Genomic DNA, 23,048 nt, shown 5'->3' on the forward strand with positions numbered 1-23,048 from the left:
GGCTGAAAATGGATCTTGTACAATGATAAAAATTGCGCGCATTGCCGTGACGTTGGGTTTGCTTTCCTCACTGGGAGCCCAGGCTTTCGCGGCCGGGTTAGTGGTAAATGACAACGACTTGCGTAACGACCTGGCCTGGCTTTCCGATCGCGGGGTCATCCATCTGAGCCTGTCGACCTGGCCGCTGAGCCAGGAAGAAATCTCCCGGGCGCTAAAAAAGGCCAAACCGTCCTATTCTTCTGAGCAAGTGGTGCTGGCTCGTATTAACCAGCGACTGTCTGCCTTAAAAGCGGATTTCCGGGTTACCGGCTACACTTCAACCGATCAGCCGGGCACTCCGCAGGGGTTTGGTCAGACACAGCCGGCAGATAACTCGTTAGGCCTGGCGTTCAACAACAGCGGCGAGTGGTGGGATATCCACCTCCAGGGCAACGTCGAAGGAGGGGAGCGGATCAGCAACGGATCGCGCTTCAACGCCAACGGCGCATACGGCGCGGTGAAGTTCTGGAACCAGTGGCTCTCTTTTGGTCAGGTTCCGCAGTGGTGGGGACCGGGCTATGAAGGTAGCCTGATCCGCGGGGATGCCATGCGGCCGATGACCGGTTTCCTGATGCAGCGCGCAGAGCAGGCAGCGCCGGAAACCTGGTGGTTGCGCTGGGTCGGCCCATGGCAGTACCAGATCTCCGCCAGCCAGATGAATCAATATACCGCGGTACCCCATGCCAAAATTATCGGCGGTCGTTTTACCTTTTCACCATTCCAGTCTTTAGAATTAGGCGCATCACGCATTATGCAGTGGGGTGGGGAAGGGCGGCCTGAATCACTCAGTAACTTCTGGGATGGTTTAACAGGCAAGGATAATACCGCCGCAAACGATCCCAATGAACCAGGGAACCAACTGGCCGGTTTTGACTTTAAGTTCAAACTCGAGCCGACTCTAGGGTGGCCGGTGAGTTTCTATGGGCAAATGGTCGGCGAGGATGAGTCAGGCTACCTACCATCGGCGAATATGTTCCTTGGTGGAGTGGAAGGGCACCACGGTTGGGGTAAAGATGCGGTGAACTGGTACGTGGAAGCGCATGATACTCGTACCAATATGAGCCGGACGAATTACAGCTATACCCACCACATCTATAAAGATGGTTATTACCAACAAGGGTATCCACTGGGGGATGCGATGGGTGGGGATGGTCAACTCATTGCCGGGAAGGTTGAGCTGATTACTGAAGATAACCAGCGCTGGAGTACGCGCCTCGTTTACGCCAAGGTTAACCCGGAGAACCAGTCGATCAACAAAGCATTCCCACATGCCGATACCTTGAAAGGTGTACAGCTAGGCTGGAGCGGGGATGTTTATCAGTCTGTTCGTCTGAATACCTCTTTGTGGTACACCAACGCTAACAACAGCGACAGCGATGACGTTGGGGCAAGCGCAGGGATAGAAATACCGTTTAGTTTATAAGGCTGAATGCTGAAAATAGAGGAGAGAGGGTGGTAGTGCTGCAGGAGGCAGTCAGTTTTTATCTCTCCACAAGCCGGCAGGTAAGCAACGGCGATGACAGCTGCTCAGGAATTGGCAAATTTTGATTTACTGATGATGTGACATTATGAAGAAAAAACTTGTTAGATTTTCGGCATTAGCGTTGGCAATTGGGTTTTTATCGGGTTGTACAATCATCCCTGGTCAGGGATTAAACAGTCTGCGCAAGAACGTGGTTGAGCTTCCAGACAGCGACTACGATCTGGATAAGTTAGTGAACGTGTATCCAATGACACCAGGCCTGATCGATCAACTCCGTCCGGAGACAGTACTCGCTCGTCCAAATCCGCAGCTGGATAATTTACTACGCAGTTATGAATATCGCATCGGGGTTGGCGACGTATTAATGGTAACCGTTTGGGATCACCCGGAGCTGACAACACCGGCAGGTCAGTACCGTAGCGCCAGTGACACCGGTAACTGGGTTAACTCCGATGGTACCATTTTCTATCCATATATTGGTAAGGTTCAGGTGGCGGGCAAAACGCTTAGCCAGGTACGCCAGGATATAGCTAGTCGTTTAACCACTTATATTGAGAGCCCGCAGGTTGATGTAAGCGTTGCGGCCTTCAGATCTCAAAAAGTATATGTGACTGGTGAAGTTGCAAAATCTGGTCAGCAGCCAATTACCAATATTCCGTTAACAGTCATGGATGCGATCAATGCTGCTGGTGGGCTGGCACCGGATGCAGATTGGCGAAATGTTGTACTAACGCACAATGGAATAGATACTAAAATCTCTCTATATGCATTAATGCAGAAAGGTGATCTTACCCAAAATCATATGCTTTATCCGGGAGATATTTTATTTGTACCACGTAATGATGACCTTAAAGTTTTCGTCATGGGTGAAGTCGGTAAACAGAGCACGATGAAGATGGATCGTAGTGGCATGACTCTTGCTGAAGCATTGGGTAATGCTGAAGGTATGTCTCAAGCTTTCAGCGATGCAACAGGTGTTTTTGTAATACGCCAATTAAAAAATGATAAGACCGGTAAAATTGCAAATATTTATCAATTGAATGCTCAAGATGCCTCAGCCATGGTGCTTGGTACTGAATTCCAATTACAACCTTATGATATTGTATACGTCACTACAGCACCATTGGTTCGCTGGAATCGTGTAATATCACAATTAGTTCCTACAATCACAGGGGTACATGATATTACAGAAACTGTGAAGTACGTTAAGGATATGTGATTATGTTTGATTCGATACTTGTTGTTTGTACAGGAAATATCTGTCGTTCGCCGATCGGCGAGCGTTTGCTGAGGACATTATTGCCAAATAAAAAGATAGATTCAGCGGGTACAAACGCTTTAATTGATCATGCTGCCGATGATAGTGCAATAAGGATTTCTGAAAGCCATGGCCTTTCTTTAGATGGCCATCGAGGTAAACAGTTTACCCAGACACTTGGGAGACAATATGATTTAATTTTGGTTATGGAAAAACACCATATCGAGCAGGTATGCCATAGTGGTCCAGAATTGCGCGGAAAAACCATGCTTTTCGCTCACTGGATGAATCAGCGTGATATTCCAGACCCATATCGGAAAAGTGATGAGGCATTTGTATCTGTCTATAAACTTATTGAACAGGCTGGAATGCTTTGGGCCCAAAAATTAAATGCATAATTCAGGAATAGACGCATGCCATCAGTTATAAATAAGAATTCCCTTAAAGAAAAAGATGAGATTGATTTAGGACGCCTGATCGGTGAATTTATAGATCATCGAAAGCTTATTATTTCTGTGAGCTCACTTTTCACTCTCTTAGCATTGCTGTATGCTATTTTCGCGACACCGATATATCAGGCTGATGCATTAATTCAGGTCGAGCAGAAACAAGCAAATGCAATTCTTAGTAATTTGAGTCAAATGTTACCGGATAGTCAACCACAATCCGCCCCCGAAATAGCATTACTTCAATCCAGAATGATATTAGGGAAGACAGTTGATGATCTTAATTTGCAAACGCGTATTAAGCAGAAGTACTTCCCTTTAATTGGTAGAGGGTTTTCACGCTTATCCGGGGAAAAAAGTGGTATTGTAACAATTTCTCGCTTGTATTTGCCTGATAATGGTAAGGATGAATCTGACTTACTATTGACTGTAAAAGATTCGAATCATTACATTATATCAAATGATGATTTTGAAATTGAAGGCAAAGTTGGGGAATTATTGGATGAGAAGGGAATTTCCCTTAAAGTTGATGCGATAGATGCAATTCCTAATACTCAGTTTATTATAACATATGTAAGTCGTTTAAAAGCAATAACAGACTTACAAGAAAAACTGGCAGTAAATGACCAAGGCAAAGACACTGGCATACTAACAATATCTATGACAGGTGATAACCCACAGTTAATAGAAAAAATTGTGGATAGCATTAGTGAGAATTATTTAGCTCAAAATATTGCAAGACAGGCCGCTCAAGATGCGAAAAGTTTAGATTTTTTAAGTAAACAGTTACCCCAAGTCCGCAGTGATTTAGATCAGGCGGAAGACAAACTTAATCAATATCGGAGACAAAGTGATTCAGTAGATTTATCGCTTGAAGCAAAGTCTGTTCTTGATCAAATTGTAAATGTCGATAATCAATTAAATGAACTAACATTCCGTGAGTCAGAAATATCACAGCTTTATACTAAGGAACATCCTACTTATAAGGCGTTGATGGAGAAAAGAAAAACTTTACAGGATGAGAAACTTAAACTTAACAAGCGCGTTAGTGCAATGCCGGAAACACAGCAGGAAATACTTCGATTAAGTCGGGATGTTGAATCCGGTAGAGCTGTATATATGCAGCTGTTGAATAGGCAACAAGAATTAAATATTGCAAAATCAAGTGCTATTGGAAATGTTCGTATTATTGATAATGCAGTTACACAGCCAAAACCTGTTAAACCTAAAAAAATAATAATTGTCCTCATAGGGATTTTTTTGGGAATAGTTGTATCTGCTGGAATTGTATTATTAAAAGTACTATTACGTCGTGGGATTGAAACGCCAGAACAATTAGAAGAGCTTGGTATAAATGTATATGCTAGTATACCTGTAGCAGAAGCATTCGCCAGAAAAAAAGTTAATGATAAAGGATGGGGTAACAGAAATTCTGAGCAAAGTCAGAGCTTCTTGGCGATAGAGAATCCCGCCGATCTTGCAATTGAGGCTATACGAGGTTTAAGGACAAGTTTGCATTTTGCGATGATGGAAGCACGTAACAATGTGCTGATGATATCTGGTGCTAGCCCAAATGCAGGTAAGACTTTCGTCAGTTCTAATTTAGCAGCTATAATTGCCCAAACTGGCAAGAAAGTAATATTCATTGATACAGATATGAGGAAAGGATATACTCACAAACTTTTTAATGTAAAAAATGATAAAGGGCTTTCTGATATCTTATCTGGTAAGTCAGATATTAATGGTGCTGTTAGAACTATAGAACAGGCGAATTTTGATTATATATCTAGAGGTGCTGTACCACCTAATCCTGCTGAGTTGTTAATGCATCGTCGCTTTGGTGAATTGCTCAATTGGGCTAGTGAAAGATATGATATAGTAGTACTTGACACACTACCTATCTTGGCTGTTACAGATGCTGCGATTATAGGTAATTATGCGGGCACGACATTATTAGTTGCCAGATTTGAATTAAATACCGCTAAAGAGATCGATATTAGTGTTAAGCGTTTTGAACAAACCGGTGTTAATGTCAAAGGATGCATTTTGAATGGTGTTGTCAAAAAGGCAAGTAGCTATTATGGTTATGGTTATAATCATTATGGTTATTCCTATACCGACAAAAAATGACATGTAAATATATTTAAGCAATTACCAAGAGCATGAAATTTTAATGCTCTTGGGTTGTTGTATCATAAGTCCAATAAATTTAAACATTTTTATGATTAGAGAGGGGAGTATGACGCTTCTCGTCAGAAATATTATAGTCAGTATAACATTGGCTTTATCTGATTTTATCAGTTTTGTACTATCATTATATATTTCGTTAGGAATTTTGAAGTTAGCAATAACGGATTATGACAGACTTATTCCATACCAGGAAATAGACAGTTGGATAATACTTCATTGGCTATTAGCTTGCTGTTGTGTTGCATGGTACTCGATGAGATTGCGTCATTATTTTTATCGCAAAACATTTTGGTTTGAACTTAAAGAAATTTTGAGAACATTAGTCATTTTTGCTGTAATAGAAATTGCAGTTATGGCATTTACCACATGGACATTTTCAAGATATATATGGGTACTAACATGGGTTTTCATAATGTTATTACTCCCGCTAGCGAGAATGACAACAAAGCGAATACTTGACTCTTTCGGCTTATGGAGACGAGATACTTGGATAATAGGAAACGGATCCAATGCTCAAGAGGCATATAAAGCGATAAATAGTGAGCGTAACTTAGGTTTAGTAGTTGTTGGTTATATCTCATCGGAGTCTGATGTCCCAAAGGGAGAAACTATTGGAAATATTCCAGTATTACCCAACAATCCTGATTGGTTGTCGACTGTAGATAAAAAAACTCAGTTCATTGTAGCAGTAGAGTCTAATCAAAGTGAAATGCGTAATAATTGGTTACGCAATTTTATGATAAAAGGATATCGCTACGTATCAGTTATCCCAACATTACGCGGTATGCCACTTGATAGCACTGATATGTCTTTCATTTTCAGCCATGAAGTCATGATTTTTCGTGTCCAACAAAACCTTGCAAAGTTGTCCTCTCGAATCCTCAAGCGAATTTTTGATATAATTGGTGCTATTTCAATAATAATAGTATTATCACCATTATTACTTTATATTAGTCTAAAAGTAAAAAAAGATGGTGGACCAGCAATTTATGGTCATGAGCGTATAGGGAAAGGTGGGGTATCATTTAAATGCCTAAAATTTAGATCCATGGTTATGAATTCAAAAGAAGTTCTTGAGGAATTATTAATTCGAGACCCTATGGCAAAAAAAGAGTGGGATGAAACATTTAAATTAAAGAATGATCCAAGAGTAACCAAGATCGGTGGCGTTTTAAGGCGTACTAGTTTAGATGAATTACCTCAATTGTTTAATGTTCTCAAAGGCGAAATGAGTTTAGTTGGACCTAGACCAATAATTACAGCCGAATTAGAGAGATATAACGAAGAAGTCGATTATTATCTTTTAAGTAAGCCGGGAATGACTGGTTTATGGCAAGTAAGTGGGCGAAGTGATGTCGACTACGAAACAAGAGTATATTTAGATGCATGGTATGTTAAAAACTGGTCCATGTGGAATGATATCGCTATCCTTTTTAAAACTATTGGTGTTGTTTTGAAGAAAGATGGAGCATATTAACACTCAATCAGTAGCTGATACAGATTCAAATACCATCATGGCAAAAGGAAGTCTTAGCAGATGAAAGTATTGCACATTGCTGAAACAGCGAAGGGCGGTGTAGGGACTATAATTAATTCTCTCATGGAAATGGATTCTATCGAAAGTAGTGTATTAGTTCCTGATACGCAGTGTGAGATGATATTAACGGGAAAGAAATATCTATTTAACCGAACTGGAAGGAATGCAATTTCTCTTTTTAAGCTGGCATTGGAAAGTTATAAGCTAATAAAGAAGAATAAGCCAGACGTGATTCATCTACACAGTACCTTTTCGGGGATGGTTGTTAGATTTTTATATCTCATTCATATATTGAAAAAAAGTGATGTGACTATTGTTTATACTCCACATGCATTTTCATTTTTGATGAATGTTTCAGAATCTAGGAAAAAAATTTATTCAATAATAGAAAAAGTATTAACTAAAGTAACTGACTATATTGTATGCACCAGTCAATACGAGATGGACACAGCCATATTATATGGAATTAATAACGGTAAATTGAAGGTAATTTATAATGGAGTTAATATACCAATTATAGATGATTCAAATTTAAAAGAAGAATATCCATTAAGTGAAAATGCAGAAAAAATAAAAATTTTATTTTTGGGTCGCTTTGATTATCAAAAAGGATATGATATTTTACTTGAGTTAATTAAGATATTAGACGTCAACAAATTTGAGTTTGATATAATAGGGGACTCTGTTACTGGTGAAGCGTTTATCTTGAACAAGACAAATGTAAAATATCATGGCTGGTTAAATCATAGTCAATTAGAGGTTTTCTTTAAAGAAGCTGATTTTTTAGTTATGCCAAGTAGATGGGAATCGTTTGGATTAGTTGCAGTTGAGGCGCAATCATATGGTTTACCTGTATTAGCCAATAACTGTAGTTCTTTGCCGGAAGTTATCGATAATAATAATACTGGTATATTGCTTGATTTCTCTAATATCAAAGCTGTTGCAAGTTTTATTTCTATAAAAGATAAGACTTTCTGGAACTCAAAGAGATGCGCTTGTATAAAATTTGTTGAAAATACATTTCTTATTGAAAAAATGAAATTACAATATTTTTCTTTGTATATGAATGAGTTTGATTATAAAGAAGGTCGAGGTAGTAATGGAAAATAAAATTGTATCAGCAATTATTGTTACTTATAATCCAGATGTTGATGTTCTTACGACATTAATTGAAGGACTTGAAAAACAAATAAGTAATATAATTGTGGTCGATAATTTCTCACAAAATGTTTCAACAATAGAAAAAATTAACAAAGAGTTTAAATTTATAAAACTAGATAAGAATATAGGATTGGCGTCCGCTCAAAATATAGGTATCAGGGAAGCTTTTAATTACAGCACTCACATCGTAATATTCGATCAAGATAGTGAAATTACTGTTGATTTCGTTGCTAACCAACTCAAGTGTGAATCTTTATTATTAAGTAGAGGTATTAAAGTTTCTGCTGTTGGTCCAAAGTTTTATGATAAGGATAGTGGATATGAATATCCTGCTACTGTTTATAAGGGACCATTTATTAAAAAAATTCCTGTGGTTGACGAGCCTGTAGAAGCGACTTTTGTTATTGCATCAGGCTCATTGATGCGAACAGAAGTTTTAAAAGATGTTGGTTTAATGTTAGATGATTTTTTCATTGACTTTGTTGATGTAGAGTGGTGTCTGCGAGCTAGCTCTAAAGGATATAAATGTTTTATAAATCCTTATGAAACTATGAAACATTCAATTGGCGATCTCAGAATAGATGTATTTGGTAGAAAAATTTCTTTACATTCGGACTTTAGGAAGTTTTATATATATCGTAATGGGGTATATATGACAAGGCTTGGGTATGTTCCAGTAGGTTATAAAATTCGTGTGTTTGTATTTAATTTGATAAGGACATGTATTGGCTTAGTCTTAAGTAAACAAAAAAGCAAAACTCTCAAAGCATCCATCAAAGGATGGATTAATGGTATGGGGAGATTTAATAAAAAGAGCCCACTATAAAATCACCATCTATATTTAGTGAATTCCTTATTAAGGCCAATCAGTATAAAAATCATTGTATTTGGTATTCTAGATGTGTTCATTAAGATGCATTGATTGGCAATATACAATTTAGTTGTCGTGCATTTATATCTTTCATTAAAAACTATAAATGTTAATGACTTAAATTATTATAATTATATTCATTGAGGGGTTATGGGGATTTTATCTAACACAAAATGGGTTGCGGTTTCTCAACTATTCAAAATTGGCGTACAACTATTAAACATCGTTGTATTAGCTAGATTGATCCCTCCGAGTGAGTATGGGCTAATGGCAATGGCTCTTGTTGTTACAAATTTTGCAACGTTAGTAAGAGACCTAGGTACGTCTGCCGCAATTATTCAGCGTAAGGATTTGTCGAACCAAACTATCAATGCTATTTTTTGGCTAAATGTGAGTATGGGCGTGGGGATCGGAGTCATAATTGTTATCTTATCTCCATTAATATCATTTCTGTTCCATCAAGAAAAGTTAATAACAGTACTATGCCTTCTTGCAATTAGTTTTCCTTTAGCAAGTTCATCATCATCACATTTAGCCCTTCTTGAGCGAGATTCGAAATTTAGATCTATAGCTTTTATTGAAATAACATCATCTGCTACTGCAGTAATATTGGCAATTACGTTGGCGTATATGAATTGGGGAGTGTATAGCCTTGTTATTCAAGCGATAACATTAGCATGCATGTCGACTTTTCAATTATGGTATAAATCCAAGTGGCGTCCTAATGTAAGAAAGATATTTGATTTTGATGAAATAAAAGGTTTATTAGGTTTTAGTGGTAATTTAACTCTTTTTAATTTTATCAATTATTTTTCAAGAAATGCTGATAGCATGATTATCGGACATTATATGAGTTCTGCTATTTTGGGGGCTTATTCATTAGCGTATAGGGTAATGCTTTTTCCGATCCAGAATTTAACATTTGTTATTACAAGAGCTTTGTTTCCTGTATTTAGTACATATCAAGAAGATAATGTTAAGTTAAAAGAAACATATTTGAATACCTTGTATTATATATTAATGCTTGTTTTACCCTTAATGATAGGTTTAATGGCGTTAAATGAACCTTTCGTAAAATTAGTTTTCGGTGACAAATGGAATGAAACAGCTTTTATTTTATCATGGCTAGCGCCTACAGGAATTATTCAAGCTGTGCTAAGTACATCAGGCACTATTTTCATGGCAAAAGCAAAAACAAACATGCTTATGAAGTTAGGCATTATTGGAGCCATTCTCCAAGTGGGGGCGTTTATAATTGGAGCTCATTTTAATATCATCACTTTTGCAAAATTATACTTCTTCGCTAACGTCATTAATTTTTTTCCAGTAATGTTAAGCGTAATGTATTGTATAAACGGTAATTTGATAGATCTTTTTAAAAAAATATATCCTCTTTTAATATGCGCAATCGCGCTATTTTATATAATAACTCTTTTAATTTTAAGGGTTTCTTATTTTACGAATATTAATAGTCTTTCGAAGTTATTTATCGTAAGCATATTTTCAGCTGTGGTTTATATAATTATGGTTTTTGCTGTAAACCCAAAATTATGCTTGTCCATAATCCGTAAATATAATGGGAATCATTGATGTGGTATGAGAGGTAATGTAATGGTCGATAATTTGATTCTTGTCGTTTTATATAATAAAAAAATTGAAGACAGCGCTACCTTGATGAGTTTATTAGCGTGTAATACTGTAATAAGCTCGAAAGTCATTGTTTGGAACAATGGTCCTAATACTATATCTTTGAATGATTTCCATGAAAAATTTGAAGATCATGGATATCAATTTGAGTATGTTGAGGCTTTAAATAACTCTTCATTAGCGATGATTTATAATAATGTATTAAACATCCCTGCAACTAGGTACATTATCCTTGACCATGACTCAACCCTCAATGACGAGTATTTAAGTGATATTGTCCATATTTCCTCAAATGAAGTTGGAATGCCCAAAATTTACTCAGGAGATGCCTTGGTTAATCCCTGTGTAAATATGTTACCTATTTTCAATTTATCAAAAGTATTACCGGGTCAATTAGTAACTACGATCGGGAGTGGATTAGTTATTGGGAATGGTATAGCATCATCTATAAGAAATAAATTTGGTGATGTTTTTGATGAGCGCTTTATGCTCTATGGTGTCGACACTACTTTCTGTTATAGATTACATAATCTTCATAAGAAAAATGTGGTAAAAATTATCAACGGGTTCGAACACTCATTATCTCGTCTTGAAAGTAATATTGAGTCTAAAGAAACGTTAATGTTCAGGAAAAAAGAACGCAGTTGTGATTTAGGACTTAGAATTAGATTCTATAAAAATGGGCGTTTTAAAGAACTAACCTCTTTGATATTAAGTTTTTGTAAAAGGTTTATTTTAAGAAGAGAACAACAATATTCTTTATATATCGTTTTCTATTGCTTATTTACTGGTGCGCATATTAGGAATAATTAATTATATAGGGTGAGTCTAATGGATAAAATAGTCGTTTATACCGCAGTTACAGGTAGCTATGATGATTTGCAACCTGTTTGCTGTGTGGAGTCTTGTTTTGACTATATTTGTTTTACCGATTACGATTTTAGCGGGAAAGTTCCTTCTCCTTGGAAGCATATACGTCTACCAAAATCATCTTTTGATAATAAAGATATTGCTCGATATTGTAAGCTTAATCCTCATAAATTGCTTCCTATGTATGCAAGTAGTATTTGGATTGATGGGAATATTTCTATTAAATGTGAAATTGCTAATTTAGCGAAGGATATATTAGCTTCATCAGATGTTGCATCATACCAGCATTGGTGGCGTGATGCGACTGAACAAGAGTTTTATGAATGCGCTAGATATGGTTTTGATTTTGCATGGCAATTAAAATCCCAACTGCAAAGATATTATAAAGAAGGTTATAGATCAGTTGATTTTTTCGAAAATAATGTAATATTTAGAAATCATATGAAGCAATCATTAATACTCATGCATGACATTTGGTGGAGTGAATATTTACAGGGTGGAAAAAGAGATCAGTACTCTTTTACATATGCAGCGTATAAAGCAGGCGTACATATAAGATCATTAGGTATGCATGATCCAAGGATTAATAAAATCTATTTTGATTATTTTCAACACGCTAAAAAACGGCCCTTTAAACAGACTATTATCAAAATAATCAATCGCATATACATATTTGCTACTCAATGGCGAGTCTCAGAACCCAAAAGAGAAAATGCTTTAGCCAAAAAAAGTAAATAATCAGGGTGTTTATGAACAATAATATTATACGTTATGTAATAGGCTTTTCCTGTGTTTTTTTACTTTCAGTTGCAGCTGGACTGAGAGTTTTTGGTATAGACAGGGATTATTACCAATATGTGTATTTCTACAATTCAATCTCACATAACGATTTAAGTAATTTACCTAATTTAGAAATTGGTTTTTTTTATATCGCTAAAATCAACGCATTGTTAGGAGGTAGTTTAAACACTTTTTTTATATTATATGCGTTTCTGGCTATATCTATAAAGCTCTTCGGCATATATAAAGCTTCGCCTTCACCGTTATTAAGTTTTCTATATTATCTGGGAGGGTTTTATTTCTTGCATGAGATGATGCAGATAAGGATAGGACTTGCTGGTGCTTTTATCTTTCTTTCTTTTTACTATCTAACTAATAATGATAAAAAAAGATTTCTGTTATTTACTTTCATTGGTCTTTTGTTTCACTATTCCGTTCTTATGTCATTGTTTATGATTTTTATTTCTGGTAAGAAAAAAGCTGGTATTCTATATTTGATTCTTCCGGCAAGTGCATTGGTCTTTAGTCTTTTTAATTCTTTCCTTTCAAATATATTAGACTCTATATTAATATATTTTCCTTCTTTTATTTATGCTAAAGTCTCAATGTATATATATACTCAAGAGAACTATGGTGCGAATAGAGCTTTGATTATTTACGGGTTTGGTGCTGTATTTATTTATGTTACCATGTTTTTTTTATGGTTTAGATTAAGAAATGCCATGCTCGATGAATATTATGTTCGTCTAAATTTCCTTATAAAATCAACCTCACTAGTTTTAACTATATCTTTATTTCTATCTTTTAATATTGAGTTGTCAAATCGATTCTATTCTTACTTAGGCTTGCTTTGTTTCTGCTTGTTGCCGGCCTATGTTATTAATGAATTCAAACAAAAAATAATTGTAATTCTGATTCTATTAATAGTTCCTTTAAAGCAATTTTATACTAGTTACAATGAACTATTAGCAAATGAAAAAGATGCTATATATAATAATATCCGATATTGAGTTTTTTTGTTATTAACGTTTTATTAAGTATGGTTCAAATGCTATGGTAAGTAATATTGGTTATACTATTAATGCTATTAAATAAATTTATTTAGGGGCATCCATGAATAGATCAAGAAGACTACTTATGAGAGGTATTGGTTACCTAACTTTGTTTCCTTTGCTTTTTTTATTTTCTAAAAAAGTATCCTCTGCCCCGAATGGATTAACTGAAAAAGTTAAAAATAGAAAGATTGAGAAGGATGTGAGTGAATTACCTAATCAGATTTCCTATTTGGAGGATATTTATAGTTTGGTTCCCAGGATTGATGGGCAGCTAATAACATCAAAACATGCAATAAAAAGTGGGCCATTACTAAATAGCCAAATTTTTTATGATAAAGACGATACGGTAAGTACGGCTGATGGATATTCCGTTTTTGTCAGCCATGACAAATTAAGATGGAAAGCTGATGTATCTAATGGAGTAGATGTAAGACTAGCGGGTTTGCTCTCAGATGGTTCTAATCTTGGCAGTTGTATTAATAAAATAATTCTCGGTGAAATTGCCAAAGTTAAAGCTGGGAAATCTATTTTTGAATGTGTTACTACGATTTATATCCCCTCAAAGTTTAATGGGCGTGCGAACCCTAATTACATATTGGATGAACCAATAGTACTTCCTTCTTTTTTTTGCTTGAAAACAAATGGATTTGTTTATATCTCAGTTCCAGATAATATTACTTATGCTATAAAAGTCACTAATGATATTCTTGACTTTTCAACTAATACACTTGATAAGTCCCCTACTGATATCCAAGGATGTAAAACTTTTGATGCAGGTGGGGGGCGTTTTGTATTTAGTGGTTCTGGAAGTCATAATTCAACAACTGGTTTGTATATTGGAAACCAACGCCAACATAGTTTTGCTGTAAGGGATTTGCTTATTAATGATATTACCCTTCAGTATTTCGAAAATGGAATTGAGTTTGCACCTAATAATAATTTTATTAATACATTTGATAAAATCAATGTTGTAATGTGCAAATATGGATTTTTAGTTTCAGCTGATAACTCAGTTAGTGCTGGTGAAAAAATAGTATTTAATGATTGTGTCTTCGGTAATAATGACATAGCTCATTTTCGTCTCGCTGCTCAAGTAAATTATTATATTATTAACTGTTCTTTAGATTATACAGGGCAGCATGTGTTTTTTATAGATGAAACATGTGCTCTATCAAGGCTTATTATCGACAAGGGACATATAGAAGGCGTTCCGCAATATTTAGTTTATTGTCCCAAAAAACTACCGTTACCTTTAAAAATCCAATTCCGTGATGTCATGCTTTATATGAATGGTGCAATTTATAACTCAATGCGTCAATTAATCTTTTCACCAGAAGGTAATTGCCATATAATTTTCGATGGTTGCGATTGGACCTTCATCAATTATTATGAACACTCTCCATATATTTCGCTTACAGGTTATAGGGATAAAACTGATATTAATAATAGAATTGTAATTAATAATCCACTGCCTAGGGTTACAGGTTTAAGATCAAATTGTATTTTACCACAATATAAAAGTAGTTTATTGGGTGCTATTCCTATTTCTCATGCAAAAAAGGGCGCATCCGTTTTGAATAAGTTCGTTGATTCTTCTAATGTTATATTTATAAGTGAAACATCTGGTGTCGAAATTATCTATGGTGATATAGATGATGACAATGCTCAAATTATTGAAGTGATTTCTTATTCTAATGATACAGTCGTAGACTTAATTAGCGCGTTTTATCATTCTGGTTCTATTGGGTCATTTTGGAGTGGTGGTTGCTCTATAGAATTGGTTGACGTTAAATCAAAGCATTGCAATATGTTTTTTATTATTGACTCATATAATGAGAACTATAAAAAAGTTATTAATTTCGATGAGTACAAAGATGCTAAAAATAATATTGTAGAGTCCTATTTTTCCGACGTCATTGATTTAAATAAGATATTTTCTACTGCTAAGAATGCAAATAAACACTCTGGTTTTATAGGTGTTTGGCAAAGTGTTAATCAGCCAAAATGTGCGGTAACCTTTCAACCCAAAATTCGCATTCAAGAATTTAAAGGGGTAATTAGAGTTAAATTACCTGTTTTTTGGCGTGAGTGAATTTGTTTTTGAATTGTTTTTATTTCAGAAGTGACCTGAAATATTCGTAATGGTATTTTTATCGTTTTTGTCGTTCGTTTACTTTTGTGTGAGTTTTTACTTTGACTACGTACTTTTATTCTAAATAAAGCTTTATTTTCAACTTTAGCTCAAAATGATGATTTTCATTTTGCTATGCTAATTACTTTCTTTGCGTTAAAATATACATCATATTTACATTTCAGCTGCGAACATGTCGCAGTGACCACACCTGACAGGAGTATGTAATGTCCAAGCAACAGATCGGGGTTGTCGGTATGGCCGTGATGGGGCGTAACCTTGCGCTGAACATCGAAAGCCGAGGTTATACCGTCTCCGTTTTCAACCGCTCCCGTGAAAAGACCGAAGAAGTTATTGCCGAAAATCCAGGCAAGAAATTGGTTCCTTACTACACAGTACAAGAGTTTGTTGAATCTCTCGAAACACCACGTCGTATCCTGTTGATGGTGAAGGCCGGTGCTGGCACCGACAGCGCCATCGATTCCCTGAAGCCTTACCTCGACAAAGGCGACATCATCATTGATGGCGGTAATACCTTCTTCCAGGACACCATCCGTCGTAACCGTGAGCTGTCTGCTGAAGGTTTCAACTTTATCGGTACCGGTGTTTCCGGTGGTGAAGAGGGGGCTCTGAAAGGACCTTCCATCATGCCTGGTGGGCAGAAAGAAGCCTATGAGTTAGTTGCTCCAATTCTGAAGCAGATCGCGGCGGTTGCAGAAGACGGTGAGCCATGTGTGACCTATATCGGTGCTGACGGTGCTGGCCATTATGTGAAGATGGTTCATAACGGCATCGAGTATGGTGACATGCAGCTGATTGCCGAAGCTTATGCGCTGTTGAAAGGCGGTCTTGCACTTTCCAACGAAGAGCTGGCGAAAACTTTTACCGAATGGAATGAAGGTGAGCTAAGCAGCTACCTGATCGACATTACCAAAGATATCTTCACCAAGAAGGATGAAGAAGGTAAGTACCTCGTTGATGTCATTCTTGATGAAGCTGCAAACAAAGGTACCGGTAAGTGGACCAGCCAGAGTTCACTGGATCTCGGCGAACCTCTGTCTCTGATCACCGAGTCCGTGTTTGCTCGCTATATTTCTTCGCTTAAAGACCAGCGTGTAGCCGCTTCGAAAGTGCTGAGTGGTCCGCAGGCCCAGCCGGCCGGTGATAAAGCTGAATTTATCGAAAAAGTGCGTCGCGCGTTGTACCTCGGTAAAATCGTCTCCTATGCTCAGGGCTTCTCCCAGCTGCGTGCTGCTTCTGATGAATACAACTGGGATCTTAACTACGGCGAGATCGCTAAGATTTTCCGCGCTGGCTGCATCATTCGTGCGCAGTTCCTGCAAAAGATCACCGATGCTTATGCGCAAAATGCTGGCATTGCTAACCTTTTGCTGGCGCCGTACTTCAAACAGATCGCTGATGACTATCAGCAGGCGCTGCGTGATGTCGTAGCCTATGCCGTGCAGAATGGTATTCCGGTACCGACGTTCTCTGCCGCAATTGCCTATTACGACAGCTATCGTTCCGCAGTTCTGCCAGCTAACCTGATTCAGGCTCAGCGCGATTACTTTGGTGCGCACACCTATAAGCGTACCGATAAGGAAGGCGTTTTCCACACTGAGTGGTTAGATTAATATTTATATTATTAGACCTTCATGACTTTATTGGAGGTCTAATAAAAAGCTTGAGTATTATCAAGATCTATTATGATGAATAGTGAAAAATTAAGAATTTCGCTATTTGTTTTTAAAGTGTTCCTCCGATATTATCCCCATGAAATTACATCTCAATCATTTTAATATGGAGATGTATGCAATTATTTTCTTTTTGCATGAGTAATCAAAGGTAAATAAAATATGAAGATTCTTGTCACCGGTGGCGCAGGCTTTATCGGCTCTGCCGTGGTTCGTCATATCATTGAAAATACCCGGGATGAAGTCCGCGTGATGGACTGCCTGACCTACGCCGGCAACCTCGAATCCCTGGCGCCGGTGGCCGGGAGCGAACGCTACTCGTTTTCCCAGACTGATATCACGGATGCTGCTGCCGTGGCGGCCCAGTTCAGCGAGTTCCGCCCGGATATCGTGATGCACCTGGCGGCAGAAAGCCATGTGGACCGTTCCATTGATGGCCCGGCAGCTTTCATCCAGACCAACGTGATCGGCACCTTCACTCTGCTGGAGGCGGCCCGTCACTACTGGTCCGGGCTTGGGGAGGAGCAGAAGCAGGCTTTCCGCTTCCACCACATCTCCACCGATGAGGTGTACGGCGACCTGCACGGCACCGATGACCTGTTCACCGAAGAAACCCCGTACGCGCCGAGCAGCCCGTACTCTGCCTCCAAAGCGGGCAGCGACCATCTGGTTCGCGCCTGGAACCGCACCTACGGCCTGCCGGTGGTGGTGACCAACTGCTCCAACAACTATGGTCCGTATCACTTCCCGGAGAAACTGATCCCGCTGACTATCCTTAACGCCCTGGCGGGTAAACCGCTGCCGGTATATGGCAACGGGGAGCAGATCCGTGACTGGCTGTATGTCGAGGATCATGCCCGTGCGCTGTACAAAGTGGCGACCGAAGGCAAGAGCGGCGAGACCTACAATATCGGCGGTCATAACGAGCGTAAAAATATCGATGTGGTGCGCACCATCTGCGCCATTCTCGACAAGGTGGTGGCGCAGAAGCCGGGCAACATCACCCACTTTGCTGACCTGATCACTTTTGTCACCGACCGTCCGGGGCACGACCTGCGCTACGCCATTGATGCCGCGAAAATTCAGCGCGATCTGGGCTGGGTGCCGCAGGAGACGTTCGAGAGCGGGATTGAAAAAACCGTGCACTGGTATCTGAACAACCAGACCTGGTGGCAGCGCGTGCTGGACGGCTCCTATGCCGGTGAGCGTCTGGGCCTCAATAACTGATATCTGACTGATTAAGGAATAGATTTATGAAAGGTATTGTTCTGGCCGGCGGCTCCGGCACGCGTTTATATCCGATCACTCAGGGCGTCTCCAAGCAGCTGCTGCCGATCTATGACAAGCCGATGATTTTCTACCCGGTGTCCGTCCTGATGCTGGCGGGTATTCGCGACATCCTGATCATCTCCACCCCGGACGATATGCCTTCCTTCCAGCGCCTGCTGGGTGACGGGTCGCAGTTCGGGGTGAACTTCAGCTACGCCATCCAGCCGTCGCCGGACGGCCTGGCGCAGGCCTTTATCATTGGCGAGAAGTTCATCGGCAACGATGCCTGTGCCCTGGTGCTGGGAGATAACATCTACTTTGGCCAGAGCTTCGGTAAAAAGCTGGAAGCGGCGGCGGCGAAGACTTCCGGTGCCACGGTGTTTGGTTATCAGGTGCTGGATCCGGAGCGTTTCGGGGTGGTGGAGTTTGATGAGAATTTTAAGGCGCTGTCCATCGAGGAGAAACCGCTGAAGCCGAAATCGGACTGGGCGGTGACCGGGCTCTACTTCTACGACAACAACGTGGTGGAGATGGCGAAGGACGTCAAGCCTTCTGAACGCGGAGAGCTGGAGATCACCACCCTGAACCAGATGTATCTGGAGCGCGGCGATTTGCAGGTGGAACTGCTGGGGCGCGGATTTGCCTGGCTGGATACGGGCACCCATGACAGCCTGATTGAAGCTTCTCAGTTTATTCATACCATTGAGAAGCGCCAGGGGATGAAGGTCGCCTGTCTGGAAGAGATAGCCTACCGTAATCAGTGGCTGTCGGCGGAAGGGGTGGCGGCTCAGGCGGAGCGTCTGAAGAAAACCGAGTACGGTGCCTACCTGAAACGTCTGCTCAGTGAAGACTGAACCCGCACGGCCATTAAAGGAAAATAACAAGATGAAGATATTACTGATTGGCAAGAATGGTCAGGTGGGCTGGGAGCTGCAGCGCTCCCTGTCCACGCTCGGTGATGTGGTCGCGGTGGATTACTTTGATAAAGAGCTGTGCGGCGATCTGACTAATCTGGACGGTATCGCGCAGACCGTGCGTACCGTCCGCCCGGACGTGGTGGTGAATGCCGCCGCGCACACGTCAGTGGACAAGGCCGAAAGCGAGCGGGAGCTCTCCGACCTGCTGAACGACAAAGGGGTGGCGGTGCTGGCGGCGGAGTCGGCGAAGCTGGGTGCCCTGATGGTGCACTATTCCACGGACTATGTGTTCGACGGCGCCGGCAGCCATTATCGCCGGGAAGATGAGGCAACCGGCCCGCTGAACGTCTACGGTGAAACCAAACGTGCCGGTGAACTGGCGCTGGAGCAGGGCAACCCGCGTCACCTGATTTTCCGTACCAGCTGGGTGTATGCCACCCGCGGCGCCAACTTTGCCAAAACCATGCTCCGCCTGGCGGGTGAGAAAGAGACGCTCTCCATCATTGACGACCAGCACGGGGCGCCCACCGGCGCAGAGCTGCTGGCAGACTGCACGGCGACGGCAATCCGTGAAACGCTGCGTGATCCGGCGCTGGCCGGTACCTATCATCTGGTGGCCAGCGGCGAGACCAGCTGGTGCGACTACGCCCGCTATGTGTTTGAGGTGGCGAGAGCGCACGGTGCAGAGCTGGCGGTTCAGGAAGTGAAGGGCATTCCGACGACGGCCTATCCGACGCCGGCGAAGCGTCCGCTCAACTCTCGCCTGTCGAATGAAAAATTCCGGCAGGCATTTGGGGTGACTCTCCCGGACTGGCGTCAGGGTGTGGCTCGCGTGGTAACAGAAGTCCTGGGTAAATAAACGGGTGGCAAAAGATGAACATTATTAAAACAGATATTCCTGAGGTGCTGATTTTTGAACCGCGCGTGTTTGGTGATGCGCGGGGTTTCTTCTTTGAGAGCTTCAGCAGCAAGGTGTTTAATGAGGCTGTGGGCCGCCAGGTGGAATTCGTCCAGGACAACCACTCCCAGTCCCAGAAAGGCGTATTGCGCGGGCTGCACTATCAGCTGGATCCGCACGCTCAGGGCAAACTGGTCCGCTGCGTGGAAGGTGAGGTATTTGACGTGGCGGTGGATATCCGTCGTTCATCGCCAACCTTTGGCAAATGGGTGGGCGCGGTGCTCAGCGCAGAGAATAAACGTCAGCTGTGGATCCCGGAAGGGTTCGCCCACGGGTTTATGGCGCTGAGCGACACGGTGCAGTTTGTCTACAAGGCGACGAACTACTACGCGCCACAGTCAGAGCGGAGCATCATCTGGAACGATCCGGAGATAGGGATTGACTGGCCGGCGCTGAGCGACTGCGCGCTGTCGCTGTCGGAGAAAGATCTGCAGGCACATACTCTGGCCACTGCAGAAGTTTATAAATAATTAGGTTGTTTTTCCTAAAATGGCGGGTTCCAAATGGAACTCGTCATGTTTATTCGTTTACAAGCTTGGTCAACCGACCGACTTGACTTACCTTCCTTCTCAGCGTAAAACCGCGCACAGCATTATTTAAATTCGTGGCTAGCCGCCATTACCCAGTTAACTGATTAAAGTGTAATCGAATGAAAATTACTATTTCCGGTACAGGTTATGTTGGTTTATCGAACGGTGTCCTGATTGCGCAAAACCACGAAGTGGTGGCCCTGGATATCGTACAGGCCAAAGTGGATATGCTTAACCAGAAGATCTCTCCGATTGTCGATAAAGAGATTCAGGAATATCTGGCAGAAAAACCGTTAAATTTCCGTGCCACCACGGATAAGCACGACGCATACCGTAATGCCGACTACGTGATTATTGCCACGCCGACCGACTACGATCCCAAAACCAACTACTTCAACACCTCTACGGTGGAAGCGGTTATTCGCGATGTCACAGAGATCAACCCGAACGCGGTGATGATCATTAAATCGACCATCCCGGTGGGGTTCACCCGCGACATCAAAGAACGTTTAGGGATTGATAATGTTATTTTCTCTCCTGAGTTCCTGCGTGAAGGTCGTGCGCTGTACGACAACCTGCACCCATCGCGCATTGTCATTGGTGAGCGCTCTGCGCGTGCCGAACGTTTTGCTGATCTGCTGAAAGAAGGTGCGATCAAGCAGGATATCCCAACCCTGTTTACCGACTCCACCGAAGCGGAAGCGATCAAACTGTTCGCTAACACCTATCTGGCGCTGCGCGTTGCCTATTTCAACGAGCTCGACAGCTATGCTGAAAGCCAGGGGCTGAACAGCAAGCAGATTATCGAAGGGGTATGCCTGGATCCGCGTATCGGCAACCATTATAACAACCCGTCCTTTGGCTACGGCGGCTACTGCCTGCCGAAAGATACCAAGCAGCTGTTGGCGAACTACGAATCGGTCCCGAACAATATCATCGCGGCTATCGTCGATGCTAACCGTACCCGTAAAGACTTTATCGCGGATTCTATTCTCGCTCGTAAGCCGAAAGTAGTGGGTGTATATCGCCTGATCATGAAGAGTGGTTCGGACAATTTCCGCGCCTCTTCTATTCAGGGCATCATGAAGCGCATCAAGGCGAAAGGTATTCCGGTTATTATCTATGAACCGGTGATGCAGGAAGATGAGTTCTTCAACTCCCGCGTCGTGCGCGACCTGAATGCCTTCAAACAAGAGGCGGATGTGATCATCTCTAACCGTATGGCGGAAGAGCTGGCGGATGTCGCGGATAAGGTTTACACCCGCGATCTGTTTGGCAACGATTAATTCTGCCGGTCTGACACTGGCGGCTCCCTGCCGCCAGTATGCTTCTTTATCTCCCCGCTCTATCCCTCACTACGCGTATTTCTCGCACATTCAGATTAACCTCAATAAATTGTGATGGACATTACGATCTTGTACGAAACCCGTTGCGGGCGCAGAACAGGTCCGATAAGTTAAACTTACCTTGTGAAGAGCTACCGTCACTGTGATGTAGATGCCGGAGATAAGCGCCGGGAGGTAAAACAAAGCCTGCAACGCAGGCTTTTGTTATTTCTGTGTGCAGGGCAAATGATGAGCATGGCCAGCCAAGAGTGCTTTTCTCATGCCTTTATGCCATGGCAAATCACAGAATGAATAGTTATTCTGTCAGAAAGTTATTTTATCTCTTAATATTATCTTAATGTCATTGTAATATGAAGCTAGCCTTACCACTTGCGTTTATTAAACATCAGTTTCGTTTTTTTTCTTTCTTTTAAATAAGAAATTAAAAAATAAACGGAAATAGCAAGTAGTATGGCAGCCACCACTAAGAAAAATAGGTTTTCCATAATATCTACCACATAGCGTATGTTGATTAAATTATTAGGTTGATAAGCAATGCGCCAGTTTTGTTCTGTAGCATGGCTTGCTCTAACATATCCTGGATTTAGGAAAATTCCTACAGAGTGTAATGTTTTTTATTACTCAGTATTTCATGCTACTTTTTCGATTGGAAACGGCATGGATACAGCCGAAGTGCAGTACTGTGGCATGTGGAGATTTGCTTTTTTAACAAAGGCTGGATGAAACTGGTTTCAGTTAGGCCAACTAAAGGGTAAAAAAATACGCTATAGCATAAAATATTATATATAACGTAATGCAGCTGCAGTTGATTCACATAACGTAAGGGTATTCAGAGTAGCTGCAAGAAGTTGCCGCAACCTGACGAT

At 40.9% G+C, this 23,048-nt stretch carries 19 protein-coding genes; 18 read left to right on the forward strand and 1 reads right to left on the reverse strand.

What is annotated here, in order from left to right:
* Window positions 1–22 precede the first annotated feature (22 nt).
* The 18 genes from KB890_RS22850 (at window position 23) to ugd (ending at window position 22,122) form a co-directional block, all read left to right on the forward strand.
* Window positions 23–1,462 carry a capsule assembly Wzi family protein gene (locus tag KB890_RS22850; protein WP_022631320.1) on the forward strand — a complete coding sequence of 480 codons (1,440 nt, stop codon included), beginning with the start codon at window positions 23–25 and terminating at the stop codon, window positions 1,460–1,462.
* Window positions 1,463–1,607: 145 nt separating this feature from the next.
* Window positions 1,608–2,741: a polysaccharide export protein gene (locus tag KB890_RS22855; protein WP_022631321.1), complete on the forward strand. Its 1,134-nt coding sequence runs from the start codon at window positions 1,608–1,610 to the stop codon at window positions 2,739–2,741.
* Between the two features lie 2 nt (window positions 2,742–2,743).
* Window positions 2,744–3,178, forward strand: coding sequence for an arsenate reductase/protein-tyrosine-phosphatase family protein (locus KB890_RS22860; RefSeq protein ID WP_022631322.1), 435 nt, complete (start codon window positions 2,744–2,746; stop codon window positions 3,176–3,178).
* Between the two features lie 15 nt (window positions 3,179–3,193).
* Window positions 3,194–5,356 (forward strand): polysaccharide biosynthesis tyrosine autokinase, encoded by a 2,163-nt coding sequence (locus KB890_RS22865; protein WP_085921146.1) that lies wholly within the window; start codon window positions 3,194–3,196, stop codon window positions 5,354–5,356.
* 109 nt (window positions 5,357–5,465) lie between these two features.
* On the forward strand, window positions 5,466–6,893 hold the full coding sequence (gene wbaP, locus KB890_RS22870) for an undecaprenyl-phosphate galactose phosphotransferase WbaP (RefSeq protein WP_031280885.1): 1,428 nt from the start codon (window positions 5,466–5,468) through the stop codon (window positions 6,891–6,893).
* 60 nt (window positions 6,894–6,953) lie between these two features.
* Entirely contained in the window at window positions 6,954–8,063 is a 1,110-nt protein-coding gene (locus tag KB890_RS22875; RefSeq protein ID WP_022631325.1) for a glycosyltransferase, read from the forward strand.
* Window positions 8,053–8,940 carry a glycosyltransferase family 2 protein gene (locus tag KB890_RS22880; RefSeq protein ID WP_022631326.1) on the forward strand — a complete coding sequence of 296 codons (888 nt, stop codon included), beginning with the start codon at window positions 8,053–8,055 and terminating at the stop codon, window positions 8,938–8,940. The genes KB890_RS22875 and KB890_RS22880 overlap by 11 nt, the downstream gene beginning before the upstream one ends.
* A 195-nt stretch (window positions 8,941–9,135) precedes the next feature.
* The gene (locus KB890_RS22885; protein ID WP_031280889.1) at window positions 9,136–10,575 is read left to right on the forward strand and encodes an MOP flippase family protein; all 1,440 of its coding nucleotides are present in this window, start codon (window positions 9,136–9,138) and stop codon (window positions 10,573–10,575) included.
* Window positions 10,576–10,596: 21 nt separating this feature from the next.
* Window positions 10,597–11,445 carry a glycosyltransferase family 2 protein gene (locus KB890_RS22890; RefSeq protein WP_124724668.1) on the forward strand — a complete coding sequence of 283 codons (849 nt, stop codon included), beginning with the start codon at window positions 10,597–10,599 and terminating at the stop codon, window positions 11,443–11,445.
* A gap of 18 nt (window positions 11,446–11,463) precedes the next feature.
* The gene (locus tag KB890_RS22895) at window positions 11,464–12,240 is read left to right on the forward strand and encodes a glycosyltransferase domain-containing protein (RefSeq protein ID WP_071784515.1); all 777 of its coding nucleotides are present in this window, start codon (window positions 11,464–11,466) and stop codon (window positions 12,238–12,240) included.
* An 11-nt stretch (window positions 12,241–12,251) separates the two neighbouring features.
* Entirely contained in the window at window positions 12,252–13,292 is a 1,041-nt protein-coding gene (locus KB890_RS22900) for an EpsG family protein (protein WP_022631329.1), read from the forward strand.
* A gap of 127 nt (window positions 13,293–13,419) precedes the next feature.
* Window positions 13,420–15,429 carry a hypothetical protein gene (locus tag KB890_RS22905; protein ID WP_124724669.1) on the forward strand — a complete coding sequence of 670 codons (2,010 nt, stop codon included), beginning with the start codon at window positions 13,420–13,422 and terminating at the stop codon, window positions 15,427–15,429.
* Window positions 15,430–15,695: 266 nt separating this feature from the next.
* A complete protein-coding gene (gene gndA, locus KB890_RS22910) occupies window positions 15,696–17,102 on the forward strand; it encodes an NADP-dependent phosphogluconate dehydrogenase (RefSeq protein ID WP_014343305.1) in 1,407 nt (468 codons plus the stop codon).
* A 222-nt stretch (window positions 17,103–17,324) separates the two neighbouring features.
* Window positions 17,325–18,389 (forward strand): dTDP-glucose 4,6-dehydratase, encoded by a 1,065-nt coding sequence (gene rfbB, locus KB890_RS22915; protein ID WP_014343304.1) that lies wholly within the window; start codon window positions 17,325–17,327, stop codon window positions 18,387–18,389.
* A 26-nt stretch (window positions 18,390–18,415) separates the two neighbouring features.
* On the forward strand, window positions 18,416–19,285 hold the full coding sequence (gene rfbA, locus KB890_RS22920; protein ID WP_004175258.1) for a glucose-1-phosphate thymidylyltransferase RfbA: 870 nt from the start codon (window positions 18,416–18,418) through the stop codon (window positions 19,283–19,285).
* Window positions 19,275–20,207, forward strand: coding sequence for a dTDP-4-dehydrorhamnose reductase (gene rfbD / locus KB890_RS22925; protein ID WP_224146630.1), 933 nt, complete (start codon window positions 19,275–19,277; stop codon window positions 20,205–20,207). Before rfbA ends, rfbD begins: the two co-directional genes overlap by 11 nt.
* A 14-nt stretch (window positions 20,208–20,221) precedes the next feature.
* Window positions 20,222–20,776 (forward strand): dTDP-4-dehydrorhamnose 3,5-epimerase, encoded by a 555-nt coding sequence (gene rfbC, locus KB890_RS22930; protein ID WP_004175260.1) that lies wholly within the window; start codon window positions 20,222–20,224, stop codon window positions 20,774–20,776.
* A 179-nt stretch (window positions 20,777–20,955) separates the two neighbouring features.
* Entirely contained in the window at window positions 20,956–22,122 is a 1,167-nt protein-coding gene (gene ugd, locus KB890_RS22935; protein ID WP_004175261.1) for a UDP-glucose 6-dehydrogenase, read from the forward strand.
* A 422-nt stretch (window positions 22,123–22,544) separates the two neighbouring features.
* On the opposite strand, the gene KB890_RS22940 is transcribed toward ugd, so the two are convergent.
* Window positions 22,545–22,667: a small membrane protein gene (locus KB890_RS22940; protein WP_022631332.1), complete on the reverse strand. Its 123-nt coding sequence runs from the start codon at window positions 22,665–22,667 to the stop codon at window positions 22,545–22,547.
* Window positions 22,668–23,048: the final 381 nt, after the last annotated feature.

Origin of the sequence: Klebsiella sp. P1954 (assembly GCF_018199955.1) — a bacterium.
Taxonomy (GTDB): domain Bacteria; phylum Pseudomonadota; class Gammaproteobacteria; order Enterobacterales; family Enterobacteriaceae; genus Klebsiella; species Klebsiella pneumoniae.